This is a genomic window from Micromonospora sp. NPDC002411 (genome assembly GCF_053592955.1).
In genome coordinates this window covers 1-16,718 of record NZ_JBSFBM010000142.1, presented here as the reverse complement: position 1 = coordinate 16,718, position 16,718 = coordinate 1, and the positions used below count along the sequence as shown (strand labels likewise).

14 protein-coding genes and 1 pseudogene are annotated in these 16,718 nt (G+C 72.5%); 6 read left to right on the top strand and 9 right to left on the bottom strand.

What is annotated here, in order from left to right:
• Window positions 1-410: 410 nt before the first annotated feature.
• On the top strand, window positions 411-971 hold the full coding sequence (locus ACWCO3_RS18170; RefSeq protein ID WP_435826072.1) for a sigma-70 family RNA polymerase sigma factor: 561 nt from the start codon (window positions 411-413) through the stop codon (window positions 969-971).
• Window positions 964-2,175: a hypothetical protein gene (locus ACWCO3_RS18165; protein WP_145778850.1), complete on the top strand. Its 1,212-nt coding sequence runs from the start codon at window positions 964-966 to the stop codon at window positions 2,173-2,175. Before ACWCO3_RS18170 ends, ACWCO3_RS18165 begins: the two co-directional genes overlap by 8 nt.
• Before the next feature lie 53 nt (window positions 2,176-2,228).
• Here ACWCO3_RS18165 and ACWCO3_RS18160 read toward each other — a convergent pair whose 3' ends face one another.
• Together ACWCO3_RS18160 and ACWCO3_RS18155 are read right to left on the bottom strand one after the other, a co-directional pair.
• Window positions 2,229-3,716 carry a pyridoxal phosphate-dependent decarboxylase family protein gene (locus ACWCO3_RS18160; protein ID WP_450011030.1) on the bottom strand — a complete coding sequence of 496 codons (1,488 nt, stop codon included), beginning with the start codon at window positions 3,714-3,716 and terminating at the stop codon, window positions 2,229-2,231.
• Window positions 3,717-3,743: 27 nt separating this feature from the next.
• Entirely contained in the window at window positions 3,744-5,150 is a 1,407-nt protein-coding gene (locus ACWCO3_RS18155; protein ID WP_450011028.1) for an MFS transporter, read from the bottom strand.
• Between the two features lie 171 nt (window positions 5,151-5,321).
• Here ACWCO3_RS18155 and ACWCO3_RS18150 point away from each other — a divergent pair, with 171 nt between their 5' ends.
• Window positions 5,322-5,885, top strand: coding sequence for a SigE family RNA polymerase sigma factor (locus ACWCO3_RS18150; protein ID WP_358165279.1), 564 nt, complete (start codon window positions 5,322-5,324; stop codon window positions 5,883-5,885).
• Window positions 5,878-7,089, top strand: coding sequence for a hypothetical protein (locus ACWCO3_RS18145; protein WP_450011025.1), 1,212 nt, complete (start codon window positions 5,878-5,880; stop codon window positions 7,087-7,089). Before ACWCO3_RS18150 ends, ACWCO3_RS18145 begins: the two co-directional genes overlap by 8 nt.
• Before the next feature lie 66 nt (window positions 7,090-7,155).
• On the opposite strand, the gene ACWCO3_RS18140 is transcribed toward ACWCO3_RS18145, so the two are convergent.
• Window positions 7,156-7,470 (bottom strand): MGMT family protein, encoded by a 315-nt coding sequence (locus ACWCO3_RS18140; protein ID WP_145778846.1) that lies wholly within the window; start codon window positions 7,468-7,470, stop codon window positions 7,156-7,158.
• Between the two features lie 61 nt (window positions 7,471-7,531).
• Here ACWCO3_RS18140 and proB point away from each other — a divergent pair, with 61 nt between their 5' ends.
• Window positions 7,532-8,641 (top strand): glutamate 5-kinase, encoded by a 1,110-nt coding sequence (gene proB, locus ACWCO3_RS18135; protein WP_208744925.1) that lies wholly within the window; start codon window positions 7,532-7,534, stop codon window positions 8,639-8,641.
• An 11-nt stretch (window positions 8,642-8,652) separates the two neighbouring features.
• The gene (locus ACWCO3_RS18130; protein WP_450011023.1) at window positions 8,653-9,894 is read left to right on the top strand and encodes a glutamate-5-semialdehyde dehydrogenase; all 1,242 of its coding nucleotides are present in this window, start codon (window positions 8,653-8,655) and stop codon (window positions 9,892-9,894) included.
• Window positions 9,895-9,898: 4 nt separating this feature from the next.
• On the opposite strand, the gene ACWCO3_RS18125 is transcribed toward ACWCO3_RS18130, so the two are convergent.
• The 6 genes and pseudogenes from ACWCO3_RS18125 to ACWCO3_RS18100 all read right to left on the bottom strand — a co-directional run.
• Window positions 9,899-10,753, bottom strand: a complete 855-nt coding sequence (locus tag ACWCO3_RS18125; protein WP_450011021.1) for a prenyltransferase/squalene oxidase repeat-containing protein — start codon at window positions 10,751-10,753, stop codon at window positions 9,899-9,901.
• Between the two features lie 186 nt (window positions 10,754-10,939).
• Window positions 10,940-12,121: an adenylyltransferase/sulfurtransferase MoeZ gene (moeZ, locus tag ACWCO3_RS18120; RefSeq protein ID WP_145778843.1), complete on the bottom strand. Its 1,182-nt coding sequence runs from the start codon at window positions 12,119-12,121 to the stop codon at window positions 10,940-10,942.
• Window positions 12,122-12,244: 123 nt separating this feature from the next.
• Entirely contained in the window at window positions 12,245-13,069 is an 825-nt protein-coding gene (locus ACWCO3_RS18115; RefSeq protein ID WP_145778842.1) for a DUF3152 domain-containing protein, read from the bottom strand.
• A 102-nt stretch (window positions 13,070-13,171) separates the two neighbouring features.
• The gene (locus tag ACWCO3_RS18110) at window positions 13,172-14,026 is read right to left on the bottom strand and encodes a DUF3152 domain-containing protein (protein ID WP_450011018.1); all 855 of its coding nucleotides are present in this window, start codon (window positions 14,024-14,026) and stop codon (window positions 13,172-13,174) included.
• A gap of 5 nt (window positions 14,027-14,031) precedes the next feature.
• Window positions 14,032-15,006, bottom strand: a complete 975-nt coding sequence (locus ACWCO3_RS18105; protein WP_357929579.1) for an alpha/beta fold hydrolase — start codon at window positions 15,004-15,006, stop codon at window positions 14,032-14,034.
• Window positions 15,007-15,029: 23 nt separating this feature from the next.
• Window positions 15,030-16,718: pseudogene (locus ACWCO3_RS18100) on the bottom strand (hypothetical protein); the annotation flags it as partial.

Below are 16,718 nucleotides of genomic sequence, written 5' to 3'. Positions count from 1 at the left end.
GGCCGGGGCCGATCGCCAGGACCACACCCGGACCGGGGCCGATCTCGCCCGGAGCGCCCGGGCCGGGGCCGATCGCCGTGACGGCTGCCGCCGCGCCGCCCAGGCCGAGGGCCAAGCCGGCTGCCGCGGTCACTCCGGTGATCAGGATCTTTCGCATCGTCATGGTCTCTCCCCGTGCCGTTTGGTTGATGACATGACTGTACGGAACCGACGAATAACACAAAACCTACTTATAGCGGTACTTATCTATACTGATGCCCGTTGATGGACCACCTGATCTGTGCCACGCGGGCGCGATGTCCCGCAGACGACAGGGAACGCCTACCGGTTCTCCCGCAACCTGCCGGCGTACCCGAATGTGTGACCGGTGCTGGCGAACACGCCGCCCGCGGCCACCACGGGGAGGACGAGTGCTTGTGACGAGAGAAGTAGAGGTGGGCGGACGGCCGCCGGACCCGCTGGGCAACTCCACCTCGGCCGCCAACGAACTGGTCTTCGACGACTTCTACCACGCCCATTTCCGTTCGCTGGTCGTGCAGCTCACCGCGTACACGGGTGACCGCGGGCAGGCGCAGGACCTGGTTCAGGAGGCGTTCTGCCGGGCGTATGCCCGCTGGGACCGGCTCGCCCGGTACGAGGACCCGTTGGCCTGGGTACGCAAGGTCGCCTGGAACCTCGGACACAACCGCTGGCGGCGGTTGCGGACCGCCCAGTCGTGGCTGGTGCGGCAACGGGAGACCCACGTCGCAGGGCCGAGCCCCGACCGGGTCGCCCTCGACGTCGCGCTGGCGAAGTTGCCGCCGAAGCAGCGACGGGCTGTCGTTCTGCACTACCTCGCCGACCTGTCGGTCGCCGAGATCGCCGCGCAGGAGCGGGTCGCCGAGGGCACCGTCAAATCGTGGCTGCACCGGGGCCGCACGGCCCTCGCGACGCATCTGCGGGACACCAACGAGGAGGTGCGGGATGTCTGAGCAGGAGACCCTCGGCCTCGCCGAGGAATTTGCCCACTACCGCCGTACCGTGCTGGACAAGGTCGAGGTGCCCGGTCCCGCCGCCGTCCGCCGGACGGTGCGAGGCCGCAACCGACGCCGGTGGGGAGCCACCGCCACGACGGCGCTCGCGCTGTTCGGCGGGTCCGCCATCGGGTACGCGGCGATGAACGGCCCGGACCACCAGCCGGGTCCGGTCGACCCGACGCCGAGCATCTCGGTGTCGCCCACCCCGGACAGCTCGACCAGCCCGACTCCCGGCCCCTCCGTGACCACTGGCGGCCCCACCTCGGTAGTGCCGGACGGCCGGATCAGCCGCGCCCAGTTGCTCGACGCGTCGGTGACCCTGCCGGCCTGGCGGGCCGGGCGGGACTGCCCGACCTCGGGGGTGCGGCTCAGCGGCGACAACGTCCGCGAGGGGGTCAACTGGCTGCTGACGCTCGACCACGGCGACGTCGACGGGGACGGGGCGGTGGAGACGGTGGCGCTCGTGCAGTGCGTGTTCGGCACCGGCGGCTCGATGCAGGTGGTGGCATTCGACCGGGACGAGCAGGGGAAGGTGGTCACGCTCGGCCGCGTGGTGATGACCACCATCGACAAGCCGCAGTGGTTGTTCGCCCTCGACGTGGTGGCCGACGGCACGGTCCGCGTGCAGGTGGGTGACATCGCTCCCGGGGGCGGCTGGTCCGCCGACTGGTCACAGCGGCAGTGGCGGAGCTACCGCTGGAAGGGCGACGCCTTCGCCCAGGTCTCCGGGCCGACGAGCTTCGGTCCGAACCCCAACCTGGCGGATGTCTCGGTCACCACCGGCGACCTCGTGTTGAGAACTGCGGACGACGGCTCCCGAACGGGTACGGCCACGGTGCGGATCCGCAACCGGGGCACGGGGCCGGTCGCCCGCGTGGGGGTGCGGTTGGCTGTGCCTGAAACGGTGCGCGCGGACGTCGACGGGTGGGAACTGTGCCCCGGCGCCCACGGCGACGTCGGAACGATCACCTGCAGCGTGCGTCAGCTCGCCGCCGGCGAAGAGATACGGCTGGATCTGGACTTCCGGGTGCTCGAAGGAATCACGCTCAGCACGGACAAGGCGGACGTGGAGGTCCAGCCGTGGGACGGCAAAGGTGACGTCCTGCCGGACGTCAAGAGAACCGACAACCTGGTGCAGATGAAGTTGATCTACGGCTGACGATCGCCGGCCGCGCCGCACGCCACGATGGCGTACGACGCGGCCGGCTCCGGTCACCAGGTGGGACGTTGCAGCAGGCCGACGAACTCGACCAGCAGCCGTTCGCGCAACGCCGGCGGGGCGGCGTCGAGCAGCGTGTTCACCACGGCCAGGCGATCCGGCGTCGAGGCTCCCCCGCCACCGAGTCCGAGCCCGGCGGCCAGCCCGGCGACGAGTTCGGGCGTGAGGGCGTCCGGGGTCAGCGACGTCGCCAGTGCGATCAGCTCGGGCGGGAGGGCGACCGGACCGGCCGTCCGGGCGACGGCCACCGCCTCGACCAGGTCGGGCCCGAACTCGGCGACCCGGGGCGCGACCGAGGCGGTCACCGTGAGGTGCACACTCGCCGGCAGCCCCGCGTACGACAGTTGGGGCTGGGTGTGCCAACCCCGCGCGGTCAGCTCGTCGACCAGGACGAACAGGTCCGGGCCATCCTTGGTGGCCGTGAAGCACACCACCGTCGACTCCGGCTCGGCCATCAGCCGCAACCCGTCGACGGCGCGTACCGCTTCGGCCAGGCCGGCGACCGCGTCCCGGGTGACGGTGGCGAGCCGCAGGTAACCGTCGTCGCCGAGGTGCCGCACCGTGGCGTACGCGGCGGCGATCGGCCCGCCCGAGCGGGTGGACGCGATCACCGGGTTGATCATCGTGTAGCCGGGCCAGTCGGCGTACGCGAAGTACTGCGGGGCGCGGAGCGCGGCATCCCGGTGCAGCAGCACCGACACCCCCTTCGGCGCGTACGCGTACTTGTGCAGGTCCACCGAGATGGACGTGACCCCGGGTACCGCGAAGTCGAACGGCGGCACCGGCTCACCGAGGCGACGCAGGTACGGCAGGGTCCAGCCGCCGAAGCAGGCGTCCACGTGGCAGCGCACCCCGGCGGCGGCGGCCGCCGCCGCGATCTCCGCGACCGGGTCCACCACCCCGTGCGCGTACGACGGCGCGGAGCAGGCGACGAGCACCGTCTCCGGACGGATCGCGGCGGCCATCGCGGCCGGATCGGGACGCAGGGTGTCCGGGGAGACCGGCACGACGTCCATCGCCACCCGCAGGTAGTGCGCCGCCTTGGCGAACGCGGCGTGGGCGCTCGACGGCACCACGATCCGGGGCTCGGCGATCTCCGGGTGCGCGTCCCGGGCCGTCTTGACCGCGAGGATCAGCGACTCGGTACCGCCGCTGGTGACACTGCCGACGACGTCCGGGGCGGTCGTGCCCGGGCCGGCGCCGAGCACCCGGCCGGCAGCGCCCACCAGGGCGTTCTCCATCGCCAGCAGGGACGGGAACGCGGTCGGGTCCAGCCCGTTGACGTGCGCGCTCTCCCGGTGCGCGGCGGCGGTCAGCTCGTCCAGGCCCGGCACCGCGGGGTCGTAGACGTACGCGAACAGCTGCCCACCGTGGGTCGGCCGGTCACCGGCGCGCAGGCTCCGCACCTCGGCCAACGCGACATCCGCTGGCACCCCGAGAGGCAACGCGGCCCGGACCTCGACCCTGCTCTCGTCGATCATGGAGTCATGGTGCCCTTCTCGTGACGGTCAACGGCTTTCGTCCCCCAGCACAACTCCATGATCGACGCGGTCGGCACGGATCGGGTCAGCCAGGGCGGTGGGGGTGAGGGTGTACTGGCGGAGCAGGAGGATCGGTGGGGCGATCAACAGAGCCGGGATCAGCGTGAAGCCGAGCAGGACGCCCAGGCGGGCACCATCGGACTGGGCGGCGGCTGTTCCGGTGTCGGAGGAGACGTAGCCGGAGACCTGGAGCACCAGGCCGTAGATGCCCGGACCCAGTGCCAGCCCGAGGGTCTCCCCGGCCGTCCACAGGCCGGTGAACACACCCGCCTGTCGGCGACCGGTGCGCCTGGTGTCGTACGCGATGCAGTCCGGCAGCATCGACAGCGAGAAGACCTGCTGCCCGGCGTACCCGACGCCGATCACCGCGACCACCAGGTAGACGGCGACAGTCGGCAGCACCGACGCGGCGACCAGGGTGAGCGCCCCGACGGCGAGGATCAGCGAGGCGGCGACCAGCGCGGTCCGCTTGCCCAGCCGGGCACCGACCCGGGACCAGATCGGCATCACCAGCAGCGCCGGCCCGACGAAGCAGACGAAGAGCAGGGTCGGCCCGCTCTCGTCGTCGCGCAGGATCTGCCCGGCGAAGTAGTTGACCCCGGCCAGGATCGTCGCCACCCCGGCGGACTGCACGACGAAACAGATCAGCAGCGCCCGGAACGGGCGGTTGGCGGCGGCAACGGCGAGTTGGGCGCGCAGGGTCGGCTCGCTCCCGCTCACCGTGCCGGTCGGCGCGGACCGGGTGCCGAGGAACGCCCCGACGGCGCCGAGGGCGATCAGCGCCGCCACGAACAGCCCCATCCACCGGTGCCCGGCAACACCGTCTCCGCCGGCGCTGACCACCAGTGGGGCGACCGCGCCGGAGACCAGGATGGCCAACGCCAGCACCGCGATCCGCCAGGTCATCAGCCGGGTGCGCTCGGTGTAGTCGTCGGTCAACTCCGCCGGCATTGCCACGTACGGCACCTGAAAGAAGGCGAACGCGGTGGCGGTGGCGAGGAAGGCGAACGCCACGTACGCGGCGGCGGCCGGGCCGTTGCCGAACGGCGCCGCGAAGATCGACGCGAAGAGGACGGCGAGCGCGAGGCCGGCGACGAGCAGGTACGGGCGACGAGCGCCCCAGCGTGAACGGGTGCGGTCGGAGATCCGCCCGGCGACCGGGTTGACCAGCACGTCCCAGGCCTTGGGCAGCAGCACCAGCAGGGCCGCGAGTCCGGCGGCCACGCCCAGCGTGTCGGTCAGGTACGGCAGGAGCAGCAGGCCGGGCACGGTGCCGAACGCGCCGGTCGCCAGCGAGCCGAGCGCGTAGCCGGCGTGCACCGGGCGGGGCAGCGAGCCGGCGGCTGACGAGCCGGTGCCCAGCGGCGTTTTCATGGGGCCGAATGTTACTCACGTTATGCCGGAGGTCACATCCCTCATCCGCCCGCCCGATACCGACATCCGAACAGTCGGGTAGCCGGCAGCCGGGCACGCAACCGCCTCCGCAGCCTCGGAGTGTTACCAGCGCCGACGGCAAACCAGCCCGGCGGTGACGGGGGAGGGGCAGTGACAGCAACGATGGGAGCCCGCGCCAACGAGCCACCAGCCGCACGGACGGCCGGCGTGTCGGTCGAGGTGACGATCACTTTCGACGACTTCTACCACGCGCACTTCGGCAGCGTGACCGCCCAACTGTGCGCGTACACCGGGGATCTGGGGCACGCACAGGACCTGGCCCAGGAGGCGTTCTACCGGGCGCTGGCCCGCTGGGACCGCCTGGTCCGGTACGACGACCCGGTGGCCTGGGTCCGCCGGGTCGCCTGGAACCTGGCCCGCAGCCGCTGGCGACGCCTGCGTACCGCCCGCAACCACCTGCTGCGGCAGCGGCCCACCGATGCGGAGGTGGCCGGGCCGAACCCCGACCGGGTGGCGATCGACGCGGCGTTGGCGCAACTGCCCGCCACCCACCGTCGAGCGGTCATCCTGCACTACCTGGCCGACCTGTCGGTGAGTGAGATCGCCGCTCAGGAAGGGGTGGCCGAGGGCACCGTCAAGTCCTGGTTGCACCGCGGTCGGACGGCACTGGCCGGACTGCTCGACGAGAACACCGAGGGGGTGTGCGATGTCTGACTTCGACCCGCTACTGCGCGAGCGCCTCATCGCGTACCGCAACGACGTGGTCACCCAGGTCGCCGGCCCAGGGCCGGACCACGCCCGGCACCTCCTCCGCCGACGCCGTCGGATGACGGCGGTCGCCGTGGCCGCAGTGGCGGTCGTCCTGGTGGTGGCCCCCGTCGTCGCCAACGCCGCGCTGCGCGACGACCGGAACCCGCCGGTGCCGGCGGAGTCCGTCGAGCCAACGACCCCACCGACGTCGGCCCCGCCGACGCCCACACCGACCGGGTCGCCGTCGGCGACCACCAGCACCCCGAACGCCCCGGACGGACGGATCAGCCGGGCCCAACTGCTCGCCACCCGGGTCGACCTGCCGAGCTGGCCGTCGAACCTGGCGGAGCAGGGCTGCACCACCTCGAACGTTCGACTCAAGACCAACGCGACCGACCTGTTCGTGTCGGAGTTGGCGAACAACGCGTTCCGGTACGGCGACGTGGACGGCGACGGTGCCGTCGAGACCCTCGCCGTCGTCTCCTGCCGGTACGCCGAGGCGTCAGCGAAGCAGGTGGTGGCCTTCGACCGGAACCCGGACGGTCGGATCGTGACACTGGGCAGGGTGGTCCGGACCGGCGACGGGTTCGACGACGTTCTCGCGGTGGAGATCAATCGGAACGGATCTGTCGAGGTGCGGGTGGCCGACATCGTGCCGTGCTGTGGCATACCGACCTATCTGGTGCGCGAACAGGTACGGACGTACCGGTGGGACGGGGAGCGGTTCGGTCAGACCGACGGCCCCACCGCGTTCGGCAAGGACCCCCGACTCACCGACCTGAGGCTGAGCATGAGCCACGAACTGGTCGACGTCCCCGGTGCCGACACCCGACGCAAACTCACCACCGTCTTCACCGTCACCAACGCGGGGCCCCTCGACGCGCCCCAGATGGCATTCCAGTCCATCGACGTCGGCGAACGGGCCGGCGGGGACTGGTCGAAGTGCGACCCGAACCCCGCGCCGCAGCAGTACGTGCCGTCGTGCCTGCTACCCGGGGTGCCCGCCGGTGAGTCGCGCCGCTACACGTTCGTCCAGTTGGTGCCGGGCAAGCCGGGGGCGGACGCGCACATCAGGACCTTCGAAGTCGAACACTACGACGCCCAGGATCGCCCTTGGCCCGACCTCAAGCCCGCCGACAACAGGGTCCGGTCCCCCATTCCGCTCTGAAGCACCCCGCGGTGCCCCGTTCCCTTCCCGGAACGGGGCACCGCGTGCACGCCGGTTCGGCCCTGGTCACCGATCCTCGTCCGGCGACCATCCGGCCGCCGCCATGTCCACCCCGGTCGGGCGGAGCGGCGTCCCCTCGGCGCGCAGGCGGGCCCGCGCCTCCCGCTCGTGGCCCGGTGGCAGCCGGCCAGCCGCCGTCACCACCCGGTGCCAGGGCACCGAGCCGCCATGGCGGGCCATGATGGCGCCCACCAGTCGCGCCGAGGCGCGACCTGATCGCTCGGCGAGCGCGTCGGCGACCGCGCCGTACGACATGACCCGACCCTCCGGGATCCGCTCGACCAGGTCGAGCACCGCCTCGACGTACTCGTCAGGTGTCACAATCCGCCACCATATGGGAAGGCCGCCGGGCGGTACGGCCGTGACCACGCAGAATGGGCGGGTGCGCGACGCAGTCACGGCGGCCCGGCGGGTCGTCGTCAAGATCGGATCCTCCTCGTTGACCACCGCCACCGGCGGTCTGGCCGAGAAGCGCGTCGACGCGCTCGTCGACATCCTCGGTCGGCTCGCCGCCGAGGGGCGCGAGGTGGTCCTGGTGTCCTCCGGCGCGATCGCCGCCGGCCTCGCCCCACTCGGGCTCCCCCGACGCCCGCGCGACCTGGCCACCCAGCAGGCCGCCGCCAGCGTCGGGCAGGGCCTCCTGATCGGCCGGTACGCGGCCAGCTTCGCCCGGCACGGCCGCACTGTGGGGCAGGTGCTGCTCACCGTCGACGACGTGACCCGGCGGGCGCACTACCGCAACGCGTACCGCACGCTGCGCAAACTGCTCGACCTGCGGGCTGTGCCGATCGTCAACGAGAACGACACGGTGGCCACCCAGGAGATCCGGTTCGGCGACAACGACCGGTTGGCCGCGCTGGTGGCCGCGCTGGTGCACGCCGACCTGCTGGTTCTCCTCTCCGACGTGGACGCGCTCTGGACCGGCGACCCCACCAAGCCGCAGTCGACGCGGATCTCCGAGGTTCACGGCGACGCGGATCTCGCCGGGATCACCATCGGCGGGGCGGGCCGGTCCGGCGTCGGCACCGGCGGCATGGTGACCAAGGTCGAGGCCGCCCGGATCGCCACCGGCTTCGGCATCCCGGTGGTGCTCACCGCCGCCGACCTGGCCGGTCCGGCGTTGGCCGGCGAGCCCGTCGGCACGCTGTTCCACCCGCAGCGGCAACGCCCGACGGCCCGGCTGTTCTGGCTGGCCCACGCCACGTCACCCCGAGGGCGACTGCACCTCGACCCGGGCGCGGTCGCCGCCGTCGTCGGGCGGCGCAAGTCGCTGCTCCCGGCCGGCATCACCGCAGTGGACGGCACGTTCACCGCGGGCGACCCGGTGGACCTGGTGGACACCGCCGGCGCGTCGGTCGCCCGGGGTCTGGTCAACTACGACGCGGTGGAGCTGCCCGGGCTGCTCGGCCGCTCCACGTCCGAACTCGCCGCGGCGCTCGGTCCGGCGTACGAACGAGAGGTCGTCCACCGCGACGACCTCGTGCTGCTGTGAGGAGTGCTGGCATGACCGTCGTCGAGCAGGCGAAGCGGGCGCGGAACGCCGCCGCTGACCTGGCCACTGCCACCCGTACGGTCAAGGACGCCGCGCTGGTGGCGATGGCCGATGCGCTGGTGGCGCGTACCCCGGAGATCCTGACCGCCAACGAGACGGACCTGGCGGCCGGGCGCGAGGCCGGGCTGAGCGCGGCCGTGCTGGACCGGCTCGCCCTCGACGCGGGCCGGGTGGCCGGCATCGCCGACGCGCTGCGCCAGATGGCCGCGCTGCCCGACCCGGTCGGCGAGGTGGTCCGCGGTTCCACCCTGCCTAACGGGCTGGAGCTGCGTCAGATCCGGGTGCCGTTCGGGGTCGTCGGCATCATCTACGAGGCGCGGCCGAACGTGACTGTGGACGCCGCCGGGATCTGCCTCAAGTCCGGCAACGCGGCGCTGCTGCGCGGGTCGTCGTCGGCCGCGCACTCCAACGCCGCGCTGGTCGAGGTGCTGCGCGACGCGGTGGCCGGGGCCGGGCTGCCGGCTGACGCGGTGCAGTTGCTCGACGCCAGCTCCCGCGACTCGGTCAAGGAGCTGATGCGCGCCCGAGGGCTCGTCGACGTGCTCATTCCACGTGGCGGCGCGTCGTTGATCCGCACCGTGGTCGAGGAGTCGACAGTGCCGGTGATCGAGACCGGGGTGGGCAACTGCCACATCTACGTGGACGCCGCCGCCGACGTGGCGAAGGCGGTCGCGGTGACGCTGAACGCCAAGACGCAGCGCCTGTCCACCTGCAACACGGCCGAGTCGCTGCTGGTGCACGCGGACGTCGCCGACGCGTTCCTGCCGCCGATGCTGGCCGCGCTCGCGGAGGCGGGGGTGACAGTGCATGGCTCCCCCGAGGTGGCCGCGTACTCCGCAGCCGTCGTCCCGGCCACCGAGGAGGACTTCGCCACCGAGTACCTGTCCGCCGACATCTCGGTCGCGGTGGTCAACTCACTGGACGCGGCGGTCGCGCACATCCGCCGCTTCGGCACCGGACACACCGAGGCGATCCTCACCGACTCAGCGAGCGCGGCCCGCGAGTTCGTCGCGCGGGTGGACGCGGCGGCGGTGATGGTCAACGCCTCGACCCGGTTCACCGACGGCGGTGAGTTCGGGTTCGGCGCGGAGATCGGCATCTCCACCCAGAAACTGCACGCCCGTGGCCCGATGGGTCTGCCCGAGCTGACCAGCACCAAGTACGTGGTCACCGGCGACGGTCACCTGCGCTAGGCACTCAGCGGGCAGTCACGCCCGCCGCGGCGGGCGTGGGCCGGGCGGCCCGGATCGCGGAGAGCGTGGCGTGCACGTCGAACTGGTGGCCGTCGTCGCTCTCCCAGCCGCCGTCGCTGCGCTGGGTCTCGGCCAGCCGGCGCAGGGCCCGCACCATGATCCAGTCCTGCGGGTCGATGCCGGCCCGGCGCAGGGTGGCCGCCAACCACGTCACATCACCCGGGGACATCTTCGGCATCCGTTCGGCGAGCACCACCTGGATCCGCGCCGACTCCTGGAACATCTCCTGGCGGTGCAGCACCGCCGCGCTCAACCACCCGGCGGCGAGGTACGACGGCCAACTGCCGTCCGGACGCAGCCGCGCGGCCAGGGAGTGGGCCGCCGCCTGCACCACCCCGGCGTACGCCCCACCGACCCGATGGTCGAGCGGGCCCGAGGCGCGGGCGTCCCGGCCGGCGACGGTGAGCCAGAAACCGGCATTGGCCGACACGAGGAACCCGGCTTCCGGGTCGCCGGGTCGGGCCCACTCCGGGGCCGAGTCGGCCAGCGACGCGTCCTCGTCCCAACCACCGTCGGCCTGCTGCCGCGACGCCAGCCAGTCGAGTGCCCGACGCGCGGCGGGACGACCGAGCGCTCCCAGGTCGTCCAACTCGGCGAGCCGGAAGCAGGTGGCGTCGATCGAAGCCACCTCACCGCCCCAGGTGGCCGGCCAGCCACCGTCTGACGACTGGCCGACCTCCGCCGTCGCCAACAGTTCGGCGGGCACCGCGGTGCCGTTGCGCAGCCAGGAGAGGCGGGCACGTTCCACCGCATCACCGTGCGCCACGACGAACCCGATCGCGGCTTCCAAGTCGACCACGGCGGGAACGCTACCTGCGCAGACGCGATCGCGCCTCGGGGAATCGGTTGGCCCGGCATGGCTGCGTCGCTCCGACCGCAGGGCCACCCATCGTGACTTGCGTCGATTTGCCGCGACGAGCCGGCGGTTGCCGGGGCGGCCGTTGCGGGCCGGGTGCGGCCCGCTCGGCCGCCCCGGCCCGGTCGATCAGTACGCCGGCAGCGACGGATCGATCTGCTTGATCCAGGAGAGCACGCCGCCCTGCACGTGTACGGCGTCGCGGAAACCGGCCGCCTTGAGCGCCGCGAGCGCCTCCGCCGAGCGGACGCCGGACTTGCAGTGCAGCACGATCTGCCGGTCCTGCGGCAGCTTCGCGAGGGCCTCGCCGGAGATGATGTCGCCCTTGGGGATCAGGGTGGCGCCGGGGATCCGGACGATTTCGTACTCGGCCGGCTCCCGCACGTCGACCAGGAAGATGTCCTTGCCGGCGTCCTGCCACTCCTTGAGTTCCAGGGCGGTGATGGTCGAGTCGAGCGTCGCCTCCTGGGCCTCCTCGGAGACCGCGCCGCAGAAGTCCTCGTAGTCTTCCAGCAGGTCGGTGACCGTCGGGTTCTCGCCGCAGAGCGCGCAGTTCGGGTCCTTGCGAACCTTGATCTTGCGGTATTCCATCTCCAGGGCGTCGTAGACCATCAGACGGCCGACCAGGGGCTCGCCGATGCCGGTGAGCAGCTTGATCGCCTCGTTCACCTGGATCGAGCCGATCGACGCGCAGAGCACACCCAGCACGCCGCCCTCGGCGCAGGAGGGAACCATGCCGGGCGGCGGCGGCTCCGGGTAGAGGCAGCGGTAGCAGGGGCCGTGTTCGGCCCAGAACACCGACGCCTGGCCGTCGAAGCGGTAGATCGAGCCCCACACGTACGGCTTGCCGAGCAGCACCGCAGCGTCGTTGACCATGTAGCGGGTGGCGAAGTTGTCGGTGCCGTCGACGATCAGGTCGTACTGGGCGAAGATCTCGCGGACGTTCTCCCGGTCCAGCGCGGTGTTGTGGATCTCCACGTTGACCAGCGGGTTGATCTCGCGGATCGACGCCGCGGCGGACTCGGCCTTGGACCGACCGACGTCGGACACACCGTGGATGACCTGGCGCTGGAGGTTCGACTCGTCGACGGTGTCGAAGTCGATGATGCCGAGCGTGCCGACCCCGGCCGCGGCGAGGTACAGCAGGGCGGGCGACCCGAGGCCACCTGCGCCGACACAGAGCACCCGGGCGTTCTTGAGCCGCTTCTGCCCGGCTACCCCGACATCCGGGATGATCAGGTGGCGTGAGTAGCGGCGGATCTCGTCAACGGTCAGCTCGGCGGCGGGCTCGACGAGCGGGGGCAACGACACGGTGGACTCCCCGGGATCGGCGGTGTGAACCGCGCCATTGTTGCTCGCGGGGGCCCTGCTCGGCCATGAGGGAGGACACGTGGTCCGCGATGCGGGAGCGGGAATAACCGACGATGCCGTCGATCAGGGGACGATGTCACCCGCGTAGCGACGGCCGTCGAGGTAGGGCCAGGCGTTGGCGACGCACCCGTCCAGGCCGTACGTCTGCTGCTGCATCACCGGGGCGGGCTCACCCGGCGCGGGGCAGGCCTCGTGCTGTTCGCCGAACTCGTGGCCGACCTCGTGGTTGATCACGTAGGTGCGGTAGGTGTCCAGCGAGGCGCCGTAGTCGGGGACCGCCTCCATCCAGCGGGCCAGGTTGATGATGACCTGGCCGGGCAGGCGGCAGGAGGTGTAGCGCTCGGTGGTCAGCCCACCCTCGGCGCACATCCGTTCGGACGTGACAGGGGTGGCCAGGTAGATGGTGAAGTCGGCGGCACCGGCGTCGGCCACCCGCTGCACCCGCAGCTCGCCGGAGGCGATCCAGCTCCGTGGGTCGGCCAGTACCTCGTCCACTCGGGTGGCGAAGGCCTCGGCGTCCTGGCCGGTGCCTCGTTCGACGACGACCCGGTACCGGCGCAGCGGGCCGTCCGTGCCGTGCACTGATGTCTCGCCGTCGGCAGCGGTGAACCGTCCGGCACCGACCGACGGATAGCTGGTGGGCACCGGATGCGCAGCCCCACCGCCGCGCCCCGTGCCGCCCTGGGTGGTGACGGCAGGAGTGACGGCCGCCGGCTCACCGTCGCCCCTGGCCAGCGGCACGCCGATGGCGGCGGTCAACACGAGCAGGCCGAACAGCAGGGTGCGGCGACGCCGCCGGTGCATCCGGGCCAGCGTGGGACGCACGTACACCGACCCGCCCGACGGGTCGGGCGGCTGGGGCGGGCCGTATCGGGACGACGGCGTCATGACGACGAGCCTGCCAGATTATTCGGGCATTTCTCCATTTTTGGAGCTATTGCCGCAAGACGCCTGATGGAGGGGTAGCAGGTCGGCGTGTCGACCCGTCACTCAGAGGGCGGGGCCGCTGTAGCGACGCCCTTCGAGGTACGGCCACGGGTTGACCCGGCACCCGTTCCAGAAGAGCGTCTGCTGCATCATCACCGGCGCCGGTCGGCCCGCGCCCGGGCAGCGCTCGTGCCGGTGCCCGAGCTGGTGACCCACCTCGTGGTTGACCACGTACGTCCGGTAGACCGACAACGGCACCCCGGCCGAGACGAAGTGCGGCACGGACAGCCGCCACCGATCCAGGTTGATGATCACCTGGCCGGGCGCACGACAGGACGTGTACGGCCGACCCCCGACCCGGATGTCCACTCCCCCGTCGGCACACATGCGACCCGCCGTGCGGGCCGTCGCCAGGTAGACGGTGAAGTCGCGAGGCGCGCCCCCCGGCACCTGTTGCAGCCGCAGCTTGCCACTGTCCACCCAACTGCCCGGACCGGCGAGCGCCGTCTGGACCGCCAGCGCGAACTCCCCCGCATCCTCGTTGCTGCCCGACTCCACAGCGACCCGGAAACGACGCAGCTCACCCGCTCGCCCCAGCACCGGACCGGAACGGGCGTCGTACCCGAAATCGCCGCTGCCGGCGCTCGGGACCGCACCGGGCATCCGCAGCACCGGAGGCGGGCTGGACGGCACCGCCGCGGAGGGCGACGGGCTGACCGACGGCGGCAGTGGCGCGGCCACCAGTGGCGGCACCGTGGAGATCTCGTCGGCGGCCAACCGTTCGGCGCCAGGGTGCCCACCCGGCCCCTCCGCGATCACGGTCACCGCCGCGCTCACCGCCAGCACCACCGCCACCAGTTGGGCGAACAGAGCGAAGCGTCGCTGACGACGGGCCGGGAGGCGGGCTGAGCTGGGCATCGGGCTCAGCCTGCCAGATCGGACCGCCCAACGGAGTCCCCCGTTTCGGCGAGCAGCCCGATCACCGCTCGGGCCACCAGTCGGGGCACCTCCAACTGCGCCACATGACCGACGCCGTCGAGCATCATCAACCGGCTGTCACGAATAACCCGCGCGGTCTGCGGCGCGACCCGCACGTCGACCAGACGATCCTGACGGCCACCCACCACCAGCGTCGGTGCGCGTACCGCCTCGGCGAGCCGCCACAACGAACCCGGCCCCGGCAGGTACGCCCGCAGGAAGCTGGAGACCAGACCACGGAACGTCCGGACGTACGCGGCCGCGTAGTGCTCCGCCTCGTAGCGGACCCGGATCTCCTCCAGCGCCTCGGCCCGACGTTGGTCGCAGATCCGGGTGAGATCGGCGACGCAGGCCTCCAACACCTGCTGGGCCATCACCTCGGGCGGAAGCTGGGTGAGGCGCCGGGCGACCAACCGTTCGCCGCGCGGAATGGCGAGCACCGGCAGCATCCGCCCCTGCAACGAGCGACGGAAGTCCAGGAACGGCAGAGCCGGGGAGATCAGGGTGAGCGTACGGACCAGGTCGGGCCGGAGCCCGGCCACCTGGACCGCCACCGCTCCGCCCAGCGAGTTGCCGAACAGGTGCACCGGACCACGGTCGGAGTGCTCGATCCAGCGGACAACGAGGTCCGCGAACGCCGGGATCGTGTAGCGGGGCCCCGGCTCGCTACGACCGAAGCCGGGCAGGTCGATCGCCTGACCGTCCAGCCGGTCGGCGAGCAGCCCGGCCAGGTCGGTCCAGTTCTGCGACGACCCGCCCAGCCCGTGCACGTACAGCGCCGGCTCCGCGCCAGCGGCTGTGGCCGGAGTGTCCCGCACGTACGTGACCAGGCCGTCGAGGCGGACCTCCCGGCCCGGCCACGGCGGGGGAACACGGTCGTCGGGAAGCAGGTGGTCCGGCCAGAGGGTGGCGCTTCTCATCGTTCCAGTCTGCCCCGGACCACTCAGGACAGCAGCGCCTCCAGCCGACGGTTCACCGCTGCCAGCGTCGCCCGGACCACTGCCTGCCGGGGATCACCGGCGACCAGAGCCGAGCCGGCGAGCTGCTCGACCCAGCCCTCACAGACGAGCAGTGCCACCACAGTGGCCACTTCACAGTTGCCGAACGGCACCACCGCGGCGTGCTCGACGAAGCAGCGCCCCCGCTCGGCGTTGTCGGCGCCGCGCAGCAACTCGTCGACCGCTGCCGCCGCCGCCACCGCGCAGAGCCGCAGCACGTAGCCGTCCACCGCCGGGCCGGTGGCGTACCCGGAGGCGGTCTCGCCCCCGGCCAGCAGCCGGACCTCCACGTTCGCGTCCAGGCCGAAGGTGCTGACCTGCACGTGGTCGATCACCACCCGTGGCCCCGGCGCGCCGCCCGTCTCCAACGGCCGGGACGGCGCCGACTCCGTCGTGGTCACCTGACCACCGGAGTACGACGTGCCGAGCGTCGCCGGGCTGCCGGTGGCGGCACCAGCCGGCGCGGCCGAAACCGACCCCGGCTCCTCGACGGTGGCGCGACCCCGGTGCGGCGCGTTCGACCGGCGGCGGCGCGAGACGTCAGTGCCCGGCCTCTGCTCCGGGCCTGTCGGCACGGCCTCCACGCGACCGCCGGACGGTCGGATGGGCCCCGTCGAATCGGCCGCCCGAGCCTCACCGCCACGCGGGTCGGCGCCGGCATCGCGCGGAGCCGGGGTCGGGGAATCCGGGGTACGTCGTTCGGCGACCCGTGGCTCGGCCACGCGCCGGCGGACCGGCGGGGGCGGCGTGCTGGGCATGCCGGGCACGTTCTGCGGCGCGGCGGCCAGCCCCATCCGGTCCTGGAGCAGGCGGGCCACCTGTCGGCTCACCTCGGCCGGGTCGGCACCGTCGGCCAGGTCGAGTCGCAGGCTGTGCGCTCCGGCCGGGGTACGGCGCAGCGCGGCGTCGCGGACACCTGCCACCTCACGGACGGCGTCCAGGATCGCGTTGACGTCGAACCCCTCGGGGCGCTCCCGCAACGGTGCCGGCTCGTCGTCGCGGCGGAGGTGAGTGGCGATGCGGGCGAGTTCCGGGGTTTCGGCGGGTGGGTCCACAGCTGGCGGCTCCGGCACGACGGGCACGTCCGGCTCCGCGGGAACGCGCTGCGGCAGCACCACCGCTTTCGGGTCCGACTGCCGGTCGTCGGCGGCGGACGACGCCGGGTCGGGTGCGGATCGGCGAGCCGCATAGGGGGAGGCGGGCGCGGGGGCGGGGCGGTCGCGGGGTTCGGGCCCGTTCGCGGCGGGGGGTGGCACCGCCCCCGTCGAGGACGACGTGACATCGGTGGGTGACGGGGCGTTCGGCGGCGCGGTCGGGCGGTGTGACTCGACCGGGCCGGGCGACTCCGGCGTCGCTGGACGGAGCCGGAATGGCCCGGTCGGCCGAACCTCGGGCCGGGTCGGGCCCGGGGTCTCGTCGTCACCCCCACGGGGGCGTTTGGCGGACTGGATCGCCGCCCAGGAAGGACGTTCGACCGGGGTGGCGGGAATGCGCCCCTCGGACCAGTCCGGCCGCTCGTCCCTGCTCGGGGTTGCCGAACCGGTCGGCGAACCACCGGCCCAGGAGGGGCGTTCCGCCACCAACGGCGGGCCCGCCGGAGCCGGTGGCGGGTCGGCCAGCGTGGGTGGTGGCCC